We start from the raw sequence: 19,189 nt of genomic DNA on the forward strand, positions 1-19,189 counted from the left end.
CAGGAGTTAAAGATACAACATGGTAGAGATCAGATGGCACGGTCGGGGAGGCCAGGGCGCCAAGACCGCCGCACTGCTGTTTGCCGATGCCGCTTTGTCGGTCGGTAAGTACGTGCAGGCCTTTCCCGAGTACGGACCGGAGAGGATGGGGGCTCCGGTGCAGTCTTTCAATAGGATTGACGACCAGCCCATACTCATGCATTGTCCGGTTAAATCTCCCAGCGTGGTGGTGGTGCTGGATCCCACCCTGATGGCCTCGATCAACGTTACCGCCGGCCTGGGCCAGGAGGGAACCCTGATCATCAACACCGGGCTGAGCGTAGCGGAGATAAAAAAAAGCGTCAAGTTTGACGGCAAGATATTTACGGTGGACGCCTCCAAGATATCCGAGGAGACCATCGGCAGGAGGATCCCCAATACTCCGATGCTGGCCGCCTTGGTCAAGGTTACCGGGATGCTGGATTTTGACAGCATGCTAGAGGACACCCAGAAGAAACTGGCCAAAAAATTCGCCCACCGGCCGGAGGTGATCGAGGGGAACATCCAATCCATGAAGCGGGCGGCACAGGAGGTAAAATCGGCATGAGCGAACTGAAGAAATATAAGGAACTGGCCCTGGGGGGCAATATAGAAAAGGGCGGCACAGCCGTCGATTTCAAGACCGGGGACTGGAGAAGCTCCCGCCCGATCTATAACCCGGAGAACTGCATCCAGTGCCTGTTCTGCTGGGTATACTGCCCGGATTCGGCCGTCATACTAAAGGACGGCAAGGTCACAGGCTTCAATCTGGAGCACTGCAAGGGCTGCGGCATCTGCGCCCACGAGTGCCCGGGAAAGAAGAAGGTCAAGGCCATTACCATGGAAGAGGAGGTCAAATAGCATGCAGAAGATCATTTTGGCCAAGACCGGCAACGAGGCCATGGCTCTGGCTATGAAGCAGATCAATCCCGACGTGGTGGCCGCCTATCCCATCACCCCGGCCACCGAGATCGTCCAGATATTCTCCCAATACGTGGCCGACGGCGAGGTCAAGACCGAGTTCGTGGCGGTGGAGTCCGAGCACTCGGCCATGTCTGCCTGCATCGGATCGGCCGCAGCCGGGGCCCGCACCATGACCGGCACCAGTTCCCAGGGCCTGGCCCTGATGTACGAGATGGTCTACATCGCGGCCGGCTTGCGACTGCCCATAGTAATAGCCAATGTCAACCGGGCGCTGTCGGCCCCCATCAACATCCACTGCGATCATTCCGACTCCATGGGCTGCCGCGATGCCGGCTGGATCCACATTTTCTCCGAGAACGCCCAGGAGGCCTACGATAACATGATCCAGGCGATGCGGATAGCAGAGCACAAGGACGTCCGTCTGCCGGTGATGGTCACCACCGACGGCTTCATCATCTCCCACGGCATGGAGCGGATAGATACCCTGTCGGACGCCGAGGTCCAGAAGTTCATCGGCGATTACGACCCCATGATGCACCTGTTGGACGTCAAGAAGCCCTTTACTATCGGTGCCATCAACCTGACCGACTATTATTTTGAGCATCGCCGGGCCATGGTGGATGCCCAGAACAACGCCCTGAAAGTCATCAAGGAAGTGGGCACCGAATTCGGCCAGAAGTTCGATACCGGCTACGACCTGATAGAAAAATATCAGTTGGACGACGCCGAGGTGGCCATCGTGGCACTGGGCTCCACCTGCGGCACCGCCAAGGTGGTCATTGATAAACTGCGGAAGCAGGGGGTCAAGGCCGGACTGCTCAAGGTTCGCGTATTCCGGCCGTTTCCCACGGAAGAGATCGTAAAAGCGTTGGAGAACATAAAGACGGTGGCGGTGCTGGATCGCTCCGATTCGGTGGGCGGTTTCGGCGGCCCGGTGTTCACCGAGGTCCGTTCGGCCCTCTACGGCTCAGCCAAGCGTCCCCAGATCGCGGGCGTGGTCTACGGCCTGGGCGGGCGGGAGATAGACATGGAGATGATCGAAGGTTTGTTCCTGGACCTGAAGGCCGGCAAGGTCAAGGCCGATTCGGTGAACTATCTGGGGGTCAGGGAGTAGACCTAAAAGAATACAGAATTTAGAATTCTGAAGTAAGAATTTTATTACAAGGAATATAAAAATGGCAAATCTTAAAGAACTGGCGGCCAGGGGCGATAAATTCACCGGGGGACACCGGGCCTGCGCCGGGTGCGGGGCCACTATCGTGGCCCGCCAGGCTCTGCTGGCCGCCGGCGACAAGCCGGTAGTGACCACCTGCGCCACCGGCTGTCTGGAGGTGGTATCCACCATCTTCCCCTATACCGCCTGGGACGTGCCCTTTATTCACAGCGCCTTCGAGAACTCGGCGGCCACCATCTCCGGGGTGGAGGCGGCCTACCAGTCGTTGCATCGCCAGGGCAAGATCAAAGAGGACATCCGGTTCATCGCCTTCGGCGGCGACGGAGGCACCTACGATATCGGGCTGCAGGCGCTTTCAGGCGCCATGGAACGGGGCCACAATATGCTGTACATCTGCTACGACAACCAGGCCTACATGAACACCGGGATCCAGCGCTCCTCGGCCACCCCCAAGGGCAGCTCCACCACCACCAGCCCCAACGGGAAAAAGATACCCGGCAAGGTCCAGTTCCGCAAGAACCTGACCGAGATCATGGCGGCTCACGGCATACCCTATGTGGCCCAGAGCGTGGTGGGCAACTGGTCGGACTTCACCAAAAAGGTGGAAAAAGCCCTGGCCAAGGGCGGCCCGGCCTTCATTGCCATACTACAGCCCTGCCGCTTGGGCTGGGGCTATCCGCCGGAGTTGACCGCCGAATTGGGCCGGCTGGCGGTGGAGACCAATTTCTGGCCGCTGTACGAGGTGGAGGACGGCCAGTACAAGCTGAACTACACCCCCAAGGAACGAAAGCCCATAGACGAATGGATGTTCCAGCAGGAACGCTTCCGCCATTTAAAGAAACCCGAACATCAGACCATCATCGCCCAGATACAGAAGGACATTGATGCCCGTTGGGAGCATCTGAACAAAAAATGTTCCCTGTAAAATATTTACCTTTTATAATGAGGTATTGAAAAGTGTCGGAAAATGTAAATGTCTTTGAAGACGATTTCTGGACGATCAGCGAGAAGCTGAACGAGCTTCTCAAGAACACCAATGCCCTGTCGGTGCTGTTGATCGACAAGGCCGGACAGCTGATCACCACGGCCGGAGACATCAGCCAGCTGGACACCACCTCTTTCGCCTCGCTGTCGGCGGCGGACTTCGCCGCCACCAGCCAGCTGGCCATGCTGGTTGGGGAGAAGGAATTCGCCACCCTGTTTCACCAGGGGGAAAAGCAGAACATCTACGTGGCCTCCATCGAGGCCCGGGTAATGCTGGCGGTGGTGTTCGACCAGCGGACCACTTTGGGCCTGGTCCGGGTCAGGGTCAAGCAGACGGTGGCCGAGCTGATCAAGCTTTTCCAGGCCATATTCTCCAAACTGGAGGGCGGCCCGGGATCCGGCGGCCCGTCTCCTCTGGGCAGTGATTTCGCCTCGGAGGCCGAGTCCGAGGTGGACAACCTTTTCAAGTGAGCGGGAGGATTTGTTGTGTCTTTAATTAATTACTCATCCCGCGAGATCAACTGCAAGGTCGTGTATTACGGCTGCGGGCTGTGCGGCAAGACCACCAACATCAAATACATATACTCCAAAGTGGCGCCGGAAGCCAAGGGCAAGCTGATCTCCCTGGCCACCGAGTTGGACCGCACATTGTTCTTTGACTTCATGCCGCTGGACCTGGGGAGCATCAAGGGCTTCAAGACCCGGTTCCATCTTTACACCGTGCCGGGGCAGGTATTTTACAATGCCAGCCGCAAGCTGATCCTGAAAGGGGTGGACGGGGTGGTATTCGTGGCCGACTCCCAGGTGGAGCGGCTGGACGCCAATTTGGAATCCATCGCCAATCTGCGGGACAATCTGGCCGAGAACGGGTTTAACATTGAGACCATACCCTTCATCATTCAGTACAACAAGCGGGATTTGCCTAATATCGCTTCGGTGGACGAATTGCGGACCCAACTTAATAAATGGGGGGTGCCGGATTTCGAGACGGTGGCTCATCAGGGTTACGGGGTGTTCGAGACCCTGAAGGAAGTGGCCAAGAAGGTGCTGAGGAATTTGGGTTAGCCAGGAATATAACAAAAAGCCGTTGGGAAACCCCAACGGCTTTTTTGATCTGGTCGGATTTCAATGGCAGTCATGGGTGGTGCAGACCGTTATAGCCGAGAATTCCGGCAATGAATTGTTTTTGAAGGCGGCCACCAGCTGCTCCACTGTTTTTCCGGTTGCTTTTAAAATTTTTATCCCGGAGGCATTGAGTTTGTTCAATGCCCCGGCTCCTATGCCGGCGCAGACCACGGCATCTATCTCATGCCCGGCCAGTGATTTTAAGGGCTGACACATGCCGTGGGAGTGGTGTTCGTTCTGGTTCTTTACCGATTGCAGAGAGCCGGTTTCGGTGTCGACGATCAAGAAAAAGGGCGCCCCGCCGAAATGACCACTGATGGCGGATTTTAATCCCAGATCATCGCTGGTTGGTATGCATAGCTTCATTTTATTCTCCTTATACATTTGTTGGTTCTTGTATCATCTGAAATATTTATGTTTCCGCCCTCGATCCGAAGGGCCTTGGAATTGACCAGGGCGTCGGCCACCTTTTTACGGGCGCTTTTGAGAATATTGCCGAAGGTCTGCCTGGATACCCCCATCCGGGGGGCGGCTTCCTCCTGATAGCGCTCTTCCAGATCGGCCAGCCGCAGGCTCTCCAATTCGTCGAAGGTCAATATCACCTCGTCCAGCATTGTCATAGGAATGGCCCGGGGCTTGAAGTAGACCGCCTCCGGCCGGTGGCTGACGTTTCTGAATTTACAGGGCCGGGACATAGACTCTCCAAACAGTTATTAGCATATGCCAATTATACATATCCCGGCCCCCGTTGTCAAGTACTAACGGGTAAATTATCGTTGACACGATGCCGGGATATGTCATATCATATAATTTTGAAGATGGCCCTGATCATCAATCATAGGACGAGTTCCGATGCACAAATACAATCCCGCCATACTTTGGCTCAAATCCGGAAGGAGCCAGCCTGGATACTACGCCTTTGATGTCCACCTGAGGAAGGGAGAGGTGCTGGAACTTACCGGCCGCTGGGCCGAGGCGGAAGCGATCTACGGCCAGAGCTTGGAGCAGGCCCGTTCCGCCGGGCATTCCGAGTGCCTGGCTAGGAGCCAGAGCAAAATGGGCAAGATGCTGCATAACCGGGGCGAATCGGGTCACGCCATGGAGCTGCTTGGCGCCGCCCGCGATCATTACCAGTCGACCGGGGATTCCAGGAGTCTATCCGAGGTTCTCAACAAGATAGGCAACAGCCACAGCCAGCAGGGAAATTATGAATTGGCCCTGGAGTGCTTTGAAAGATCCCTGGAACTGGCGGCCGCCTGCCAGGACCGGGCCGGGATGTCCATCGCTATGAACAACCTGGGCAACATCTACGGCGATATGGGCGACAGCCTCAAATCCCTGGAGTATTACCAAAGGGCCTTCCAAGCCGACGACCAGGCCGGGGATCGTCTTAACGCCTGTATAGACAAGGGCAATATGGGGTGGGTGTACCTGTCCCTGGGGGATTACCGCCGGGCCCTGGAATGCTGGGAACACCTGATTAAATGGGCAAGGTATTTTGGGGATAAACATTCGTTGAGCATCGCTCTGGGAAACATGTCGGCGGTTCAGGTGATGCTGGGGCATCATCAAAAGGGAATGGAGGGCATTCGGGCCCGGCTTAAAATAGCCGGCGAATTGGGCGATAAAAAAGGCTTAAGTCTCAGTTACAGCCACCTGGGCAGTATCCATTTGATAAATCGGGATTATGGCCAGGCGATTGAGGCTTATGACCGGGCCATCGGCCTGGCCCGGGAGATCGGACTGAAATATTACCTGACAATGTTTCTGCAGGAGGCTGGCGAGGCGCATTTCGAACTGGGTGAATATGCGAAGGCTGAAAAATTATGCCGAGAATCTCTTGAGATCGCCCAATCGATCAATAAAAAGGATACAATCTTCAAATGCCATCTGCTCCAGGCAAAGCTTGTCGGGATCAAGGACAAAGAAGAAGGGATCCGGCTAATCGGGGAACTTCTGGCTGAGGCCGAACAGCCGGATCAGCAGGCGGTGATAAATTTTGAGCTGTTCAAGCTGGCCAATGATGAGCAATGCCGCAAGAAGGCCCTGGAAATCTATTCCCGGCTTTACGAAAAGACCCCGGATATTGATTATAAGAAGAAGATGGAGGAGTTGACAAGTTAAGTTTAGGTCAAAGTGATTCTATCCCAGGCAGCAATGCCTGGGCTTTTTATCGCCATTTGCATAATCCTTTTATATATGATACAATGACGGCTTCAATATGCAGAATTCAAGCCACATAGAGGGGATTCTCCCCTTAATCAACAAGCCGGGGCGGTATACCAATAACGAGCTCAACGCCGTTCACAAGGACTGGGACCAGGCCGAGGTGCGCCTGGCGCTGGCCTTTCCGGATCTTTACGAGATAGGCATGTCCGGGCTGGGGCTGGCCATCCTGTACACCATCGTCAACAAACTACCCTATGCCCTGGCCGAGCGTTCCTATTCGGCCGATATAGACCTGGAAGCCAAACTCCGGGAGCAGAACATTCCCCTGTGGGCCTGGGAGAGCAAGCGTCCGCTAAAGGATTTTGATATCCTGGGCATCACTCTGCAGACCGAGCTGGGCTATACCAACGTTCTCAATATGCTGGATCTGGCCCAGGTGCCCATCAGATCAATTGACCGCAGGGAGGGCCACCCCATCGTCATCGGCGGCGGTTCCTGCTGCGCCAACCCCGAGCCGATGGCTCCGTTCTTCGACTGTTTTGTCATCGGCGATGGTGAGGAGGTCATAATTGAGATCTGCCAGGCCATGCGGGAGGCCAAGAAAAATAAAGAAGATAGAAAACAGAAGATAGAAAGGCTGGCTAAGATATCCGGGGTCTATGTTCCGGCCATTCACTCGTCAAGCGACTCGATAAAAAAACGCACCATCCCAAACCTGAAGATAGAGGATGCCCCGCATCCCCCCATAGTTCCATTGGTAGAAGTGACCCACGACAGGTTTACAGTGGAGATCACCCGGGGCTGCACCAGGGGATGCCGTTTCTGCCAGGCCGGGATGATCTACCGCCCGGTGCGCTACCGCTCCCAGGAGGACATAGTCAAGCTGGCCAAGGAGGGCATCGCCGCCAGCGGCTGGGACGACATCTCGCTGCTGTCGCTGTCCACCAATGATTACCCCGATTTTTTGGGACTGCTCAATAAGCTCAACGGCTGTTTTGCCAGCCGGCGGGTTTCCATCTCGGTGCCGTCATTGCGGCTGGATTCCTTCAATCAGGAGGTGGCCTTGGCCCTGAAGAAGATAAAAAAATCCGGGCTGACCTTTGCTCCGGAGGCCGGCAGCCAGCGATTGCGGGATGTCATCAACAAAGGATTGTCGGATGACGATCTGCTGGCGGTGATCAAGCTGGCCAAGGGAAACGGCTGGAAGATGGTCAAACTGTACTTCATGATCGGCCTGCCTACCGAGACCCAGGAGGACCTGGACGCCATGATCGCCTTGTGCCGAAAAGCGGCCGGGTTCGGCATCAGCATCAAGGTGGCGGTCTCGCCGTTCGTGCCCAAGCCGCAGACCCCATTTCAGTGGGAGGCCCAGGACGATCTGCAGGTCATCAGGGACAAGATCGGCCATCTTAACAAAGGGCTCAAAAGCGCCCGGGTGCAATTCAAGTGGCACGACCCCGAATCATCTGCTTTGGAAGGCATATTATCGCGGGGCGACCGGAAATTGTCAGCTGCCATAGAAGCCGCCTGGCGCAAGGGCTGCAAGTTCGACCAGTGGAGCGAGCATTTCTCCTGGCTCAAGTGGCAGGAGGCCCTGACCGAGTCCGGCACCGATAGCGCTATCTACACCGGGGCTAGGGATACCGGCCAGCCGCTGGCCTGGGGCCATATCGATTACGGGGTCAAACAACAATTCCTGCTGGCCGAAAGGGAAAGGGCCCATCAAAATTTCGTTACTCCGGATTGCCGGATCGGTGATTGCACAGGATGCGGGATAGGGTGCCGGGCTGCCGGACTGAGTAAGGATGAAAATGTTCAAGAGGTTGAAAAGGTTCAAAAGATTGAAAAGAATGCAGAGGATGATGGATTCGGGCGGGCGCGGAAGATGTTGCCCCAGGCGGCGCCGCTGGCCAAGACCCGCTTCCGTTTAAAATATACCAAGGGGCCGGAGATAAAATTTATCTCGCATCTGGATATGACCAGGGTCTGGCTGAGAGCCATCAGCCGGGCAAGATTGCCCATCGCCTATTCCCAGGGGTTCTCGCCGCATCCCAAGGTCTCTTTCGGGCCGCCGCTGCCGCTGGGCATCACCAGCCGGGGGGAATACATGGATATCCAGCTGGACCGCCCGGCTTCGGCAGAGTCTATCAATGATCTTAATAAACATCTGCCCCGGGGAATGGAGATATCGGCCGTCAAGCCGATCATGAGCAATGCCCGGTCGATATCGGAATTGGCCGAAGCGGCCGATTATATGGTCAAATGGCAGGGTGATGCTGCGGCCATAAGATCAAAATTTGAAGATCAGCCTGCCTGGCCGATCCGGATAATGAAAAAAAGCCTGCTGATCGAAGCGGATATCAGAAAACAGGTGATGGACATCATTTTGGCCGAAGGCGGGTTTATCGTCCGGCTAAAAATGAACGTCAGCGGGGCCAAGATCGGGCAGATAGTCAATGCCCTCACCGGCCAGGATATTGAAAAGGGGCAGGCAATAATTGAACGCATTGATCTGTATTCCGTTGCAAACAAAAATGTTAGGTCTATTGCTGACGGCTGACGAACTTATTATTACCAATTAAATGGGCACAAAAGAGCAAAAAGATATCTCCGGCAAAGATAATAGGACTTGAAATTCTGCGGAATTTTGATTATAATTATAAGTTGTTCAATTTCACAAATTCAAAAAAGTAATAAAACCATAACAATTCAGGAGGGACGGTATGTCAACGGTTACCAAAATCAAGCCATTAGGCGACAGGGTATTGGTTAAGCCTGCAGAGAACAAGGAAACCAAAAAGGGAGGGATCATCATTCCCGACACCGCCAAGGAAAAGCCCATGGAGGGCGAAGTGGTAGCGGTGGGCCCGGGCAAGATCTCCGACTCCGGAACCAGGATGGAGATGGACATCAAAAAGGGCGACAAGGTGCTTTACGGCAAATACTCCGGCACCGAGGTCAAGATCGACGATGTGGAATACCTGATCATGTCGTCCGACGACGTCATGGCCATCATCCACGAAAAATAAATTAATAGAATGCCAAATGTCATTCCCGTGAAAACGGGAATCCACCTGGATACCCGCCTGCGCGGGTATGACGTGGCGCTTTTAAACCAGAAAATAAAAAATCATATAGAGGAATAAGGAGAAAATCATATGTCAAACGGCAAGATGATAGAATACGATGTCAAGGCTCGGGAAGCCTTAAAAAGGGGCGTGGATAAATTGGCCAACGCCGTCAAGGTGACCCTGGGCCCCAAGGGCCGCAACGTGGTCCTGGAGAAAAAATTCGGCTCGCCGCTGGTGACCAAGGACGGCGTGACCGTAGCCAAGGAAATTGAGTTGGAAGATCCCTTTGAAAATATGGGCGCCCAGATGGTCAAGGAAGTGGCTTCCAAGACCTCCGATATCGCCGGCGACGGCACCACCACCGCCACCGTGCTGGCCCAGGCCATCTGCCGCGAGGGCATCAAGAACGTCACCGCCGGGGCCAATCCCATGGACCTCAAGCGGGGCATCGACCTGGCGGTGGAGACCGTGATCAACGAGCTCAAGAAGATATCCAAGCCCACCAAGGGCAAGGCCGAGATATCCAATGTGGCCACCATCTCCGCCAACAACGACCGCACCATCGGCGACCTGATCGCCGACGCCATGGAGAAGGTGGGCAAGGACGGGGTCATCACCGTGGAAGAGGCCAAGGGCATGGACACCACCCTGGAGACCGTGGAAGGGATGCAGTTCGACCGGGGCTACATCTCACCCTATTTCGTGACCAATGCCGAGCGCATGGAAGCCGTCATGGAGGACGCCTATATACTTATCTACGACAAGAAGATTTCGGCCATGAAGGAACTGCTGCCCATCCTGGAGAAAGTGGCCCAGGTAGGCAAGCCGATGATGATCATCGCCGAGGACCTGGAGGGCGAGGCCATGGCCACCCTGGTGGTCAACAAACTGCGGGGCACCCTGCAGGTCTGCGCCGTGAAAGCGCCCGGGTTCGGCGACCGGCGCAAAGAGATGCTGAAGGATATCGAGATCCTGACCGGCGGCAAGGTCATCTCCGAGGAGCTGGGCTTCAAATTAGAGAATACCGTCATCGGAGACCTGGGCCGGGCCAAGCGCATCACCGTTGACAAGGACAACACCACCATCGTGGAAGGCGCCGGAAAGACCAAGGACATTCAGGCCCGCATCGGCCAGATCCGCGCCCAGATCGAAGAGACCAAGTCCGATTACGATAAGGAGAAACTGCAGGAACGCCTGGCCAAGCTGGCCGGCGGCGTAGCAATCATCAACGTCGGCGCTCCCACCGAGACTGCCATGAAAGAGAAAAAAGCCCGGGTGGAGGATGCCCTGCATGCCACCAGAGCTGCGGTTGAGGAAGGCATCATCCCCGGCGGCGGCGTGGCATTCATTCGCGCCATGCCGGCCCTGGATGCCATCAAGGCCAAGGGCGATATCAAGATCGGGGTGGATATAATCCGCCGTTCGCTGGAGGAGCCCATGAGGCAGATCGCCAACAACGCCGGGGTGGAAGGCGCCGTGATCGTGGACGAGATCAAGAAGAACACTTCGGTCAACGTTGGTTACAACGCCGACAAGGACAAGGTGGAGGACCTGGTGGAAGCCGGAGTGATCGATCCCACCAAGGTGGCCCGAATCGCCCTGCAGAACGCGGCCTCTATCGCCGGCCTGCTGCTGACCACCGAGTGCGTCATCGCCGAGAAGCCCAAGGAAGAGAAGCCCATGCCGATGCCGCAGGGCGGCGGCGGATACGGGGATATGTACTAATATCCGGGAATACGGAATTTAGAATATTGAATTCAGAAGAAACCCCGCCGAAAGGCGGGGTTTCTTGTTGACAGGCGGAGGTTGGTTTTGGTATGCTAATTTATGTTATTAATTTAAAAAGGAAGTTAAAATGCGGAAAATTCTTTTTGCCTGTTTTATTTTGAATATATTAGGTTTTGTAACAGCCCACGGGGAGAATAAAACCACAGTGTTCACTTCGCCTGAGATAAATAACATAGCCCTATTGCCTGCCGGTTATGTTGATGAATACGCTGATAAATGCGAGTTCGACAGCGCAAATTTTCCAGATGATAGATGCATCGATGATTTTAGGGAAAGAATCAAATCTAAACTGATCAAAGGCTATGTCGGCAATTATGCAGATGTACAAAAGAAAGATTCGCTGTCAGGCATGGGCAAATGGGTTGACTCCTACAGTTATCAAATAAAGACCGATAAAATTTTGGAAAAGGTAAAAGCTGTTGTTAGGGCCAAGGGGAAGAAACCAACCTGGGAATTGTTCGATTCCTTATATGGCACATATGATAATTCGGATTTATTTAATATTTCGCCTGAGGTAATTGACAGTTATATAGATAATTCTGTATTTTATCGCACCAACGTGATCAATAATAAGTATAACCTTTGGGGGGGTAAGGCACAATACAAATCGTGTTGCGACAGTTTGACCGGGATCGTGCAGCGCGAGCTTGCATCTAGGGGATTATTTAAATTAATCTCTCCGCTAACGTCAAAAGAAAAATGCGATTCAATCTATAATGCTCTGAATAATGACGACCGATATCTTTGGTATTTCAGATTTTATCCGAATACAAAAGGGGATTCGTGTTATTTCCCGAATGGGAAGGCATATCGCTATTATGCTGATGAAAAAAGGGAAAAACAATTATCCGATGAAATATTGTATTGTTTAGGTGCAGATGCTTATCTTATTATTGATATTTATTTCAGCAGAGAAACGCTTACTCAACTTGAACCCAAAAATATTACTGAAATTCAGAATCAAATTTATTTGATAATATCTATAATCGGGCCTGAATTCAATGTGCTTTGGTCGACTGGTTTGCCGATAAGTAAACAAATAAAACGGAAACAGCGTATTCCAAGTATAAAGGAAATTGAAATTATTTATCCTTATAAAATAATAGATTACAACATGGCCCGCAAAAATGTAAAACGGGCTATGGAAACATTAAAATCAAATAATGCATGTGATAAATTTCGATAATATAATGTAAATACTTGCATTGAGAGAAGTCATCCATTTATGTGGTTTTTAGTACTATGGTTGCATTCTGCTAGTTTTTAAGATAGGAATAGATCAACCCCGCCTTACTGCGGGGCTACTTGTTTAACTCGCCCCAACCCCTCTCTTTAAAAGAGAGAGCCTGCACTGAGGTTTGCATCATTGTTGTGCCAAGCGAAGTGGGCAGGTCATTGCTCTATTTTCGGAGCGAAAGGGAATGGCCGGGGTGAGTTCGCCGAAAGGCGGCTTTTTGTCTTATCCGCCACTACAGATAGTGCCATACAGTCTGCTTTAATACCACTAATTGTTATCCACCCCTAAAACCGGCCGGATAATTTACCCTTGACATACCGGGCCATTTATTGTAAAATATCTTGTTTCCATTTAATTTAATACTCTTTGGCAAATACCCATTATAGGCGCCTTGCTTGGGGCGCGATAGCCTAAAGGCTATCGCTGGGCATCTTCACAAAGGCCGCAAAACGGCCTTGTTGGCAATACCAGTCCGCCTTAGGCGGATCATTTATGGTTCGGTCCAACTCACCACAAGCGGCATCGCAAAAAATAAGATGGCCTTTGCCAAAGTTTAGCAATTTAATACAGCATTAGGAGTTTTTATGGGGTGGGAATTCTCTTTGCTGGCAACGATATTGGTCCCTATCATCGGGGCCTTTACCTTGCCTTTGATAGGGCTGGCCTCCAAGCCAGGGCGTAACGCCTGGGCGGTTGTTTTGGGGCTGGCCACTACTTTTTTTGCCATTACGCTTTTACCGGCGGCCTTCTCGGGCGAGACCCACGTCTTCCAGAGGGCCATCGGACTGGGAGTGGATGCCACCTTCGTGGTGGACGGGCTGTCGGTCTTCATGGCCATCGCCTCGTCTCTGATCAGCACCATGATCATCATCTACTCGCTGGGCTATATCAAGGACTACCACTATCAGCAGGAATATTTTCTGATGGTGGTTTTGTTTTTGGGAGCCATGATGGGCTTGGTGTTTTCGGCCAATCTGATCCTGATGTACGTATTCTGGGAGATCACCGGCATCTGCTCCTGGCGCCTGATCGGCTTCTTCCGCGATAAGGAAGTGGTGGTCAAGGCTGACAAGGCCTTCTTAGTGACAGCCGGGGGAGCGGTGTTCATGCTGTTGGGCTTCGTTCTGGTATACGCCAAGACCGGCACCTTCAATATGCTGGACATGCGTGGCTTCCCCATCGGCGGACTGGCGGTGGCTTTGATAACCATGGGCATCTTCGCCAAGAGCGCCACTTTGCCGTTCCACACCTGGCTGCCTGACGCCGGCGTGGCGCCCACCCCGGTGACCGCCCTGCTGCACGCCGCGGTGCTGGTCAAGATAGGAGTCTATGCCTTCGCCCGGATATTCAACTACACCTTCGTGATCCCGGGAGACTGGCAAACATACCTGATGATCATAGGCCTGCTGTCGGCCATGGTCTCGGCCTGCGCGGCCCTGATCGAAACAAATATAAAGAGGATCCTGGCCCTGTCCACCGTCAGCCAGATAGGATATATATTCATGGGGCTGGCCGCCTTCAACACCATCGGGGTGGCCGGAGCCCTGCTTTTCATCCTGATGCACGGGCTGGGCAAGGGCGGGCTGTTCCTGGCCGCCGGGGTCATCGAGCACGGCACCGGCACCAAGGATATCACCAAGATGGGCGGGCTGATCAAGGCCATGCCCATCACCGCAGTGGCCTTTATCATGTGCGTCTTCTCTATTGTGGGCGTGCCGCCCTTCGGAGGATTCTTCTCCAAATTCATGGTCATCCAGGGCATCATCAAGTCCAACCATATCGTCATCGGCGCATTGGCCATCTTTACCGCCCTGCTGACCCTGGTCTATCTGATGCGGCTGTTCACCCTGGTATTTTTGGGCGAGGCCCGCGACCCCAGCATTCATGCCCATAAAGAGGGGACCCCGACCATGGTCTGGGTGGTGGCCTCCCTGGCCATCCTTTCGCTGGCCGCCGGGATCCTGGTCAAATACCCGATGGACCTGGTCAATATCGCCGTCCGCGACGTCTTGGGAAATCCTGCCATTCATGATATATTGGGGGTATTGAGATGAATCCAAACATTCTGCTGATACCGATCCTGGTTCCCATCATCGCCGGGATTCTGACCTTCATCCTGCCCAAGTCCATAAAGTGGGGCAAGGAGATCCTGGCCATCATCGCCACCGCCATTACCATGTATTATGCCGTGGTGATATTCAAGGTAGGGGGCGAGGGGCTGAGAATGTTCGTGCCCTGGACCAGCTTCGGGATAAATTTCGACCTGTGGGCCTATCATTTCCCCAAATTCATCCTTTTAGCGGCGGCCGGTTTTGAGATCCTTTTGGCCCTTTATACCGCCTCTTTCATGGAGGGAAAGGACCGCTCCAAGGAGTTTTTTGCTTACTTCCTGCTGACCGCCGGACTGGCCAACGGGGCCATCCTTTCCAATAACTTCGTATTAATGTTGTTCTTCTGGGAGTCCTTACTGGCGACCCTCTACGGAATGATCTCAATAGGCAACAAGGAGGCCTTCAAGACCGCCACCAAGGCCCTGGTGATCGCCGGCATCGCCGATTTCGCCCTGATATTGGGCATCATCTTCGCCTGGCACCTGTCCGGCACCCTGACCATGTCCGAGATCCACCTGGAGCCGATGGGACTGGGGGCGGCCGCCTTCGTGCTGATGGGCCTGGGGGCCATGGCCAAGGCCGGCGCCATGCCGTTCCACACCTGGATCCCTGATGCCGCTATCGACGCGCCACTGCCGTTCATGGCCTACCTGCCGGCGGCCCTGGAGAAACTGCTGGGCATCTACCTGCTGGGACGCATCTCTCTGGAGATGTTCACCATTCATATGAACAGCACCATGTCCATCTTTTTGATGACCATCGGCGCCATCACCATAGTTCTGGCGGTGATGATGGCCCTGGTCCAGAAGGATTATAAAAAATTATTGTCGTTCCACGCCATCAGCCAGGTGGGCTACATGATCCTGGGCATCGGCACCGGAGTCCCGGCCGGGATCGTAGGCGGATTGTTCCACATGCTCAACCACGCCATGTACAAGTGCACCCTGTTCCTGACCGGCGGAGCGGTGGAGAAGCAGGCCGGAACCACCGAACTGAAAAAACTGGGCGGGCTGTTCAAACTGATGCCCATCACCGGGGTGGCCTTCTGGGTGGCGGCCTTCGCCATCTCCGGCGTGCCGCCCTTCAATGGTTTCGTTTCCAAGGAACTGGTGTTCCACGGCGCGGTGGAGACCGGCAAGATGATATTCCCCATAGCGGCCTGGATCGGCGCCATATTCACCTTCGCTTCATTCTTAAAGCTGGGGCATTCCACTTACTTCGGACAGCAGAGCCCTGAAATGCCCAATAAATCGCCCAAGGATCCGTCCTGGGCCATGACCGTTCCCATGCTGGTGATCGCCCTGGGCTGTATCCTGTTCGGGGTCTACAGCAAACTGCCCTTAAAATACCTGATCCAGCCGGTGCTGGAGGGAAGAGCCATCATGGCCGGCCATGAGGGTGGTCCCATGGAGTTCTGGGTATTCCACCTCAGTTGGATCGTGTGGGTATCCCTGGCCTGCCTGGTGATCGCCGCCCTGATCCACAAGTACGGGGTCAAGAAGGGGCAGGGCAAGGCCTACCTGGCTTCCGAGCCCATCCACAACCTGCCGGTAATGCATACGCTTTATGACTGGGCCGAGGCCAGAGTGTTCGACATCTACGAGTGGTTCGTCAACGGCCTGCTGAAAGGCGCCGCCTGGGCGGTGTTCAAGGTGGTGGACCGGGGGATAGACGCCATCTACGAGAAGCTGATCGTCTTCGTCGGCGGGGTAACCACCGGGGTGCTCAAGGAATACCACAACGGGCTGTATGCCAATTATCTGGCCTGGGCGGTGGGCGGGTTCGCCCTGTTGGTAATCTACCTGGCGGTCCTGGTAAAGTAAAAATACGTCAAATGATATAATATAGCGGAGCTTAAACATGTTGCTTTTATTCATTGTCATACCCTTAGCCATGGCAGCCCTGATGCCGCTGCTTTCCAGGCTGTGGAAAGGACTGCCCGATATCCTGGGGGTGGCCACCATGGCGGCCCTCCTGACCCTGAGCCTGTACCAGATCCGCCTGATATCGGCCGGACACCGCATACTGTGGGATGCCGCGGCCATCGGCCTGCCCTTAAAGGCCGGCCTGATGCTGGACGGTTTTTCGCTGCTGCTGTTGATCACCATCAGCCTGATCTCGCTGTTCGCCTGCATCTATTCCATCAACTACATGGAACACTACGGGGCCAAGGGATCGTACTACGCCCTGTTCCTTTTAATGGTGGCCGGGATGAACGGGCTGGTGCTGACCGTCGACCTGTTCAACATGTATGTCTTTCTGGAAGTGGCGGCGGTGGCCTCATACGCTTTGGTGGCCTTCGGCCAGAAGCACGACGAGGTGGAAGCGGCCTTCAAGTACCTGATGCTGTCGGTGCTGGCCACCACCGGCATTCTGCTGGCCATGTCCTTCATCTATTTGATGACCGGCACCATGAACTTCAAGGAGCTGGGTCTGATGGTGGGAACCGGCATGAGCGTAAAACTGATCGGCCTGTGCCTGGCCCTGTTCCTGATGGGCTTCGGCCTGAAGGCGGCCATGGTGCCGTTCCATGCCTGGCTGCCGGATGCCCATCCCTCGGCCCCGGCGCCCATCTCGGCCATGCTGTCCGGGGTGCTGATCAAGGTCTCCGGCATCTACGCCCTGACCAGGGTGGTGTACGACATCTTCGGGCTGCCGGCCTCGGTCTCCCAGGCCATGATCTGGCTGGGGGTGGCCTCGATGGTCATCGGCGCGCTGATCGCCCTGGGGCAGAACGATTTCAAGCGGATGCTGGCCTACTCGTCCATCAGCCAGATCGGCTACATTGTGGTGGGCCTGGGACTGGGGACCCCGCTGGGGATCATGGGGGCCCTGTTCCATCTGTTCAACCACGCCACCTTCAAGAGCCTGCTGTTTCTTGACGCCGGGGCCACCGAGTACGCCACCGGCACCAGAGACCTCTCCAAGCTGGGCGGGGTGGGCCACAAAATGCCCATCACCAGCCTGACCACCACCATCGGGACCTTCTCCATCGCCGGGATCCCGCCCTTCAACGGCTTCTGGAGCAAACTGCTGATAATCGTGGCCCTGGTGGAGGCCAATCACGTCGGAGTGGCGGCCATCGCCATCGCCACCAGCATTTTAACCCTGTGGTATTTCCTGCTGATGCAAAGAAAAGCCTTTTTCGGAAAACTGGCGGTGGGCTTAGAGAAGGTCAAGGAAGTTCCGTTCTATATGGCCTTCGCCACTTTCTGTCTGGCGGCCCTGTGTCTGCTGGTGGGCCTGTTCTATCCCTGGGTCACGGCCAAGCTGATCCAGCCGGGGATGACCGCTCTGACCAATTCCATCGGGGCCAATGGGTTTTCAATGTTCGGACAATAGTCCGGGTTACTGATAGACGTTCTTAACTTCGAAATATTTTTGGAGAAAATATGGACTTAATAAATCTTATACTGCTGATAATGCTGGCCGGTTTCGCCTGTATGGCGGTGTTCTTCAAGGACCTGCTACGGGCGGCCCTGAGCTTGGCTTTCATGAGCGCCGTGCTGGCGGTGGTGCTGTACCGGATGGATTCGCCTTACGCCGCGGTGTTTGAACTTTCGGTGGTGGCCGGACTGATCACGGTGCTGTTCGTCTCCACCATCGCCATGACCAAGACGGAGGAGCAGGTAAAGGAATCGCGCTGGCCGATGTACCTGTTTCCGTTGTTCCTGGTGCTGTTCGGCATCATCGATCTGCTGGTGATGAAGGGGCTGTTCTCCAATGTTCCGGCCGGATACGGCAATGCCGAGAAAAGCTTCGGAGCCACCCTGTGGGGCATCCGCTCCATGGACCTGATCGGGCAGATCGCGGTGATCTTCGGCGGAGTATTCGGGGTGCTGGCCCTGTTCCGCGAGAAACCACTGACCGCCCAGGATAAGATAGACGCCGAAAAAGCCAAGGATGGAGGGCACAAACTATGGTAGTGACCAATCTGATATTCGTCGGGCTGCTGTTCTTCATTGGGCTGTACTGCCTGCTGACCAGTCGTAACATGATCAAACTGCTGATCGGCCTGGAGATCATGGCCAAATCGGCGGTGCTGTCCTTCATCACCGCCGGGTATGCCCGGGGGGAGACCTTCTTCTCCCAGAGCCTGGTGATCACCTTCATCGTGATAGAGGTCTCCATCGTGGCGGTGGCCCTGGCCCTGGTGATAAACGCCTATAAGAACACCGGAAATCTGGATGTCCGCAGCCTGACCAAGCTAAAGGGGTAAGGACGTTACCCGCTAAACACGCGAAATGAACTAAAAATAAAATTTCGTGTTTTTCGTGGGGAAGATGTTGAAATAAAAAGCAAAAAATAAACGAGGATATCAATATGTCAATTTTCAGCCAGTGGAATATACTGATCACCCCGTTCATCGGGTTCGGTATCTTCGCTTTGGTCTCCTACCTGATCTACAAGCTGGGCGATGTGATGGCCCCAAAATTGAAGGATGAGGGCGCCAAGCTTTGCCAGTATGCCTGCGGAGAGGATTTTGCGGGGAAAAAGCTTCAGGTGGGCTACCGCCAGTTCTTCCATGCCGCCTTGTTCTTTACCATGATGCATGTGGCGGCCCTGGTGATCGCCACCATCCCCGGCG

Annotated in this window: 19 protein-coding genes; 17 read left to right on the forward strand and 2 right to left on the reverse strand. The window is 54.5% G+C overall.

The genetic code is table 11. From position 1 onward, the window contains the following. The first annotated feature begins 19 nt into the window (after window positions 1–19). From KJ869_00655 to KJ869_00680, 6 genes are all read left to right on the forward strand, one after another. Window positions 20–586: a 2-oxoacid:acceptor oxidoreductase family protein gene (locus tag KJ869_00655; GenBank protein MBU1575701.1), complete on the forward strand. Its 567-nt coding sequence runs from the start codon at window positions 20–22 to the stop codon at window positions 584–586. Next, window positions 583–879, forward strand: coding sequence for a 4Fe-4S dicluster domain-containing protein (locus KJ869_00660; protein ID MBU1575702.1), 297 nt, complete (start codon window positions 583–585; stop codon window positions 877–879). Before KJ869_00655 ends, KJ869_00660 begins: the two co-directional genes overlap by 4 nt. 1 nt (window position 880) lies before the next feature. Further along, on the forward strand, window positions 881–2,056 hold the full coding sequence (gene porA, locus KJ869_00665) for a pyruvate ferredoxin oxidoreductase (protein ID MBU1575703.1): 1,176 nt from the start codon (window positions 881–883) through the stop codon (window positions 2,054–2,056). A gap of 61 nt (window positions 2,057–2,117) precedes the next feature. Then, a complete protein-coding gene (locus KJ869_00670) occupies window positions 2,118–3,041 on the forward strand; it encodes a pyruvate ferredoxin oxidoreductase (GenBank protein ID MBU1575704.1) in 924 nt (307 codons plus the stop codon). A 32-nt stretch (window positions 3,042–3,073) separates the two neighbouring features. Next, on the forward strand, window positions 3,074–3,571 hold the full coding sequence (locus tag KJ869_00675; GenBank protein ID MBU1575705.1) for a roadblock/LC7 domain-containing protein: 498 nt from the start codon (window positions 3,074–3,076) through the stop codon (window positions 3,569–3,571). A 15-nt stretch (window positions 3,572–3,586) separates the two neighbouring features. Then, window positions 3,587–4,165: a gliding-motility protein MglA gene (locus KJ869_00680; protein ID MBU1575706.1), complete on the forward strand. Its 579-nt coding sequence runs from the start codon at window positions 3,587–3,589 to the stop codon at window positions 4,163–4,165. 60 nt (window positions 4,166–4,225) lie between these two features. On the opposite strand, the gene KJ869_00685 is transcribed toward KJ869_00680, so the two are convergent. Together KJ869_00685 and KJ869_00690 are read right to left on the reverse strand one after the other, a co-directional pair. Further along, a complete protein-coding gene (locus tag KJ869_00685) occupies window positions 4,226–4,591 on the reverse strand; it encodes a NifB/NifX family molybdenum-iron cluster-binding protein (protein ID MBU1575707.1) in 366 nt (121 codons plus the stop codon). Next, complete coding sequence (locus tag KJ869_00690) at window positions 4,588–4,920, reverse strand: DUF134 domain-containing protein (protein ID MBU1575708.1); 333 nt, start codon at window positions 4,918–4,920, stop codon at window positions 4,588–4,590. Before KJ869_00690 ends, KJ869_00685 begins: the two co-directional genes overlap by 4 nt. A gap of 157 nt (window positions 4,921–5,077) precedes the next feature. Here KJ869_00690 and KJ869_00695 point away from each other — a divergent pair, with 157 nt between their 5' ends. From KJ869_00695 to KJ869_00745, 11 genes are all read left to right on the forward strand, one after another. After that, window positions 5,078–6,349: a tetratricopeptide repeat protein gene (locus tag KJ869_00695; protein ID MBU1575709.1), complete on the forward strand. Its 1,272-nt coding sequence runs from the start codon at window positions 5,078–5,080 to the stop codon at window positions 6,347–6,349. Between the two features lie 97 nt (window positions 6,350–6,446). Continuing rightward, window positions 6,447–8,954, forward strand: a complete 2,508-nt coding sequence (locus KJ869_00700; GenBank protein MBU1575710.1) for a TIGR03960 family B12-binding radical SAM protein — start codon at window positions 6,447–6,449, stop codon at window positions 8,952–8,954. Between the two features lie 163 nt (window positions 8,955–9,117). Beyond that, entirely contained in the window at window positions 9,118–9,423 is a 306-nt protein-coding gene (gene groES, locus KJ869_00705) for a co-chaperone GroES (GenBank protein MBU1575711.1), read from the forward strand. Window positions 9,424–9,552: 129 nt separating this feature from the next. Further along, the gene (groL, locus tag KJ869_00710) at window positions 9,553–11,190 is read left to right on the forward strand and encodes a chaperonin GroEL (protein ID MBU1575712.1); all 1,638 of its coding nucleotides are present in this window, start codon (window positions 9,553–9,555) and stop codon (window positions 11,188–11,190) included. Between the two features lie 130 nt (window positions 11,191–11,320). After that, window positions 11,321–12,439 carry a hypothetical protein gene (locus KJ869_00715; GenBank protein ID MBU1575713.1) on the forward strand — a complete coding sequence of 373 codons (1,119 nt, stop codon included), beginning with the start codon at window positions 11,321–11,323 and terminating at the stop codon, window positions 12,437–12,439. A 635-nt stretch (window positions 12,440–13,074) separates the two neighbouring features. Next, window positions 13,075–14,544 carry an NADH-quinone oxidoreductase subunit L gene (locus KJ869_00720; GenBank protein ID MBU1575714.1) on the forward strand — a complete coding sequence of 490 codons (1,470 nt, stop codon included), beginning with the start codon at window positions 13,075–13,077 and terminating at the stop codon, window positions 14,542–14,544. Continuing rightward, window positions 14,541–16,424: an NADH-quinone oxidoreductase subunit L gene (locus KJ869_00725; protein MBU1575715.1), complete on the forward strand. Its 1,884-nt coding sequence runs from the start codon at window positions 14,541–14,543 to the stop codon at window positions 16,422–16,424. Before KJ869_00720 ends, KJ869_00725 begins: the two co-directional genes overlap by 4 nt. A gap of 37 nt (window positions 16,425–16,461) precedes the next feature. Then, entirely contained in the window at window positions 16,462–17,943 is a 1,482-nt protein-coding gene (locus KJ869_00730; protein MBU1575716.1) for an NADH/ubiquinone/plastoquinone (complex I), read from the forward strand. Window positions 17,944–17,993: 50 nt separating this feature from the next. Next, window positions 17,994–18,527 (forward strand): NADH-quinone oxidoreductase subunit J, encoded by a 534-nt coding sequence (locus tag KJ869_00735; protein MBU1575717.1) that lies wholly within the window; start codon window positions 17,994–17,996, stop codon window positions 18,525–18,527. Next, on the forward strand, window positions 18,527–18,820 hold the full coding sequence (locus KJ869_00740; GenBank protein MBU1575718.1) for an NADH-quinone oxidoreductase subunit K: 294 nt from the start codon (window positions 18,527–18,529) through the stop codon (window positions 18,818–18,820). The genes KJ869_00735 and KJ869_00740 overlap by 1 nt, the downstream gene beginning before the upstream one ends. Before the next feature lie 104 nt (window positions 18,821–18,924). Next, window positions 18,925–19,189 (forward strand): hypothetical protein (locus KJ869_00745; protein MBU1575719.1); only part of this gene is annotated, 265 nt, incomplete at its 3' end.

It is taken from the genome of Candidatus Edwardsbacteria bacterium (assembly GCA_018821925.1).
Lineage (GTDB): Bacteria > Edwardsbacteria > AC1 > AC1 > EtOH8 > UBA2226.

What these genes read in the sequence shown, in the direction of transcription:
- KJ869_00655 (MBU1575701.1), top strand. Translation starts at nt 20, where the DNA reads ATGGTAGAGATCAGATGGCACGGTCGGGGAGGCCAGGGCGCCAAGACC.
- KJ869_00660 (MBU1575702.1), top strand. Translation starts at nt 583, where the DNA reads ATGAGCGAACTGAAGAAATATAAGGAACTGGCCCTGGGGGGCAATATA.
- porA (MBU1575703.1), top strand. Translation starts at nt 881, where the DNA reads ATGCAGAAGATCATTTTGGCCAAGACCGGCAACGAGGCCATGGCTCTG.
- KJ869_00670 (MBU1575704.1), top strand. Translation starts at nt 2,118, where the DNA reads ATGGCAAATCTTAAAGAACTGGCGGCCAGGGGCGATAAATTCACCGGG.
- KJ869_00685 (MBU1575707.1), bottom strand. Translation starts at nt 4,591, where the DNA reads ATGAAGCTATGCATACCAACCAGCGATGATCTGGGATTAAAATCCGCC.
- KJ869_00690 (MBU1575708.1), bottom strand. Translation starts at nt 4,920, where the DNA reads ATGTCCCGGCCCTGTAAATTCAGAAACGTCAGCCACCGGCCGGAGGCG.
- KJ869_00695 (MBU1575709.1), top strand. Translation starts at nt 5,078, where the DNA reads ATGCACAAATACAATCCCGCCATACTTTGGCTCAAATCCGGAAGGAGC.
- KJ869_00700 (MBU1575710.1), top strand. Translation starts at nt 6,447, where the DNA reads ATGCAGAATTCAAGCCACATAGAGGGGATTCTCCCCTTAATCAACAAG.
- groES (MBU1575711.1), top strand. Translation starts at nt 9,118, where the DNA reads ATGTCAACGGTTACCAAAATCAAGCCATTAGGCGACAGGGTATTGGTT.
- groL (MBU1575712.1), top strand. Translation starts at nt 9,553, where the DNA reads ATGTCAAACGGCAAGATGATAGAATACGATGTCAAGGCTCGGGAAGCC.
- KJ869_00715 (MBU1575713.1), top strand. Translation starts at nt 11,321, where the DNA reads ATGCGGAAAATTCTTTTTGCCTGTTTTATTTTGAATATATTAGGTTTT.
- KJ869_00720 (MBU1575714.1), top strand. Translation starts at nt 13,075, where the DNA reads ATGGGGTGGGAATTCTCTTTGCTGGCAACGATATTGGTCCCTATCATC.
- KJ869_00725 (MBU1575715.1), top strand. Translation starts at nt 14,541, where the DNA reads ATGAATCCAAACATTCTGCTGATACCGATCCTGGTTCCCATCATCGCC.
- KJ869_00730 (MBU1575716.1), top strand. Translation starts at nt 16,462, where the DNA reads ATGTTGCTTTTATTCATTGTCATACCCTTAGCCATGGCAGCCCTGATG.
- KJ869_00735 (MBU1575717.1), top strand. Translation starts at nt 17,994, where the DNA reads ATGGACTTAATAAATCTTATACTGCTGATAATGCTGGCCGGTTTCGCC.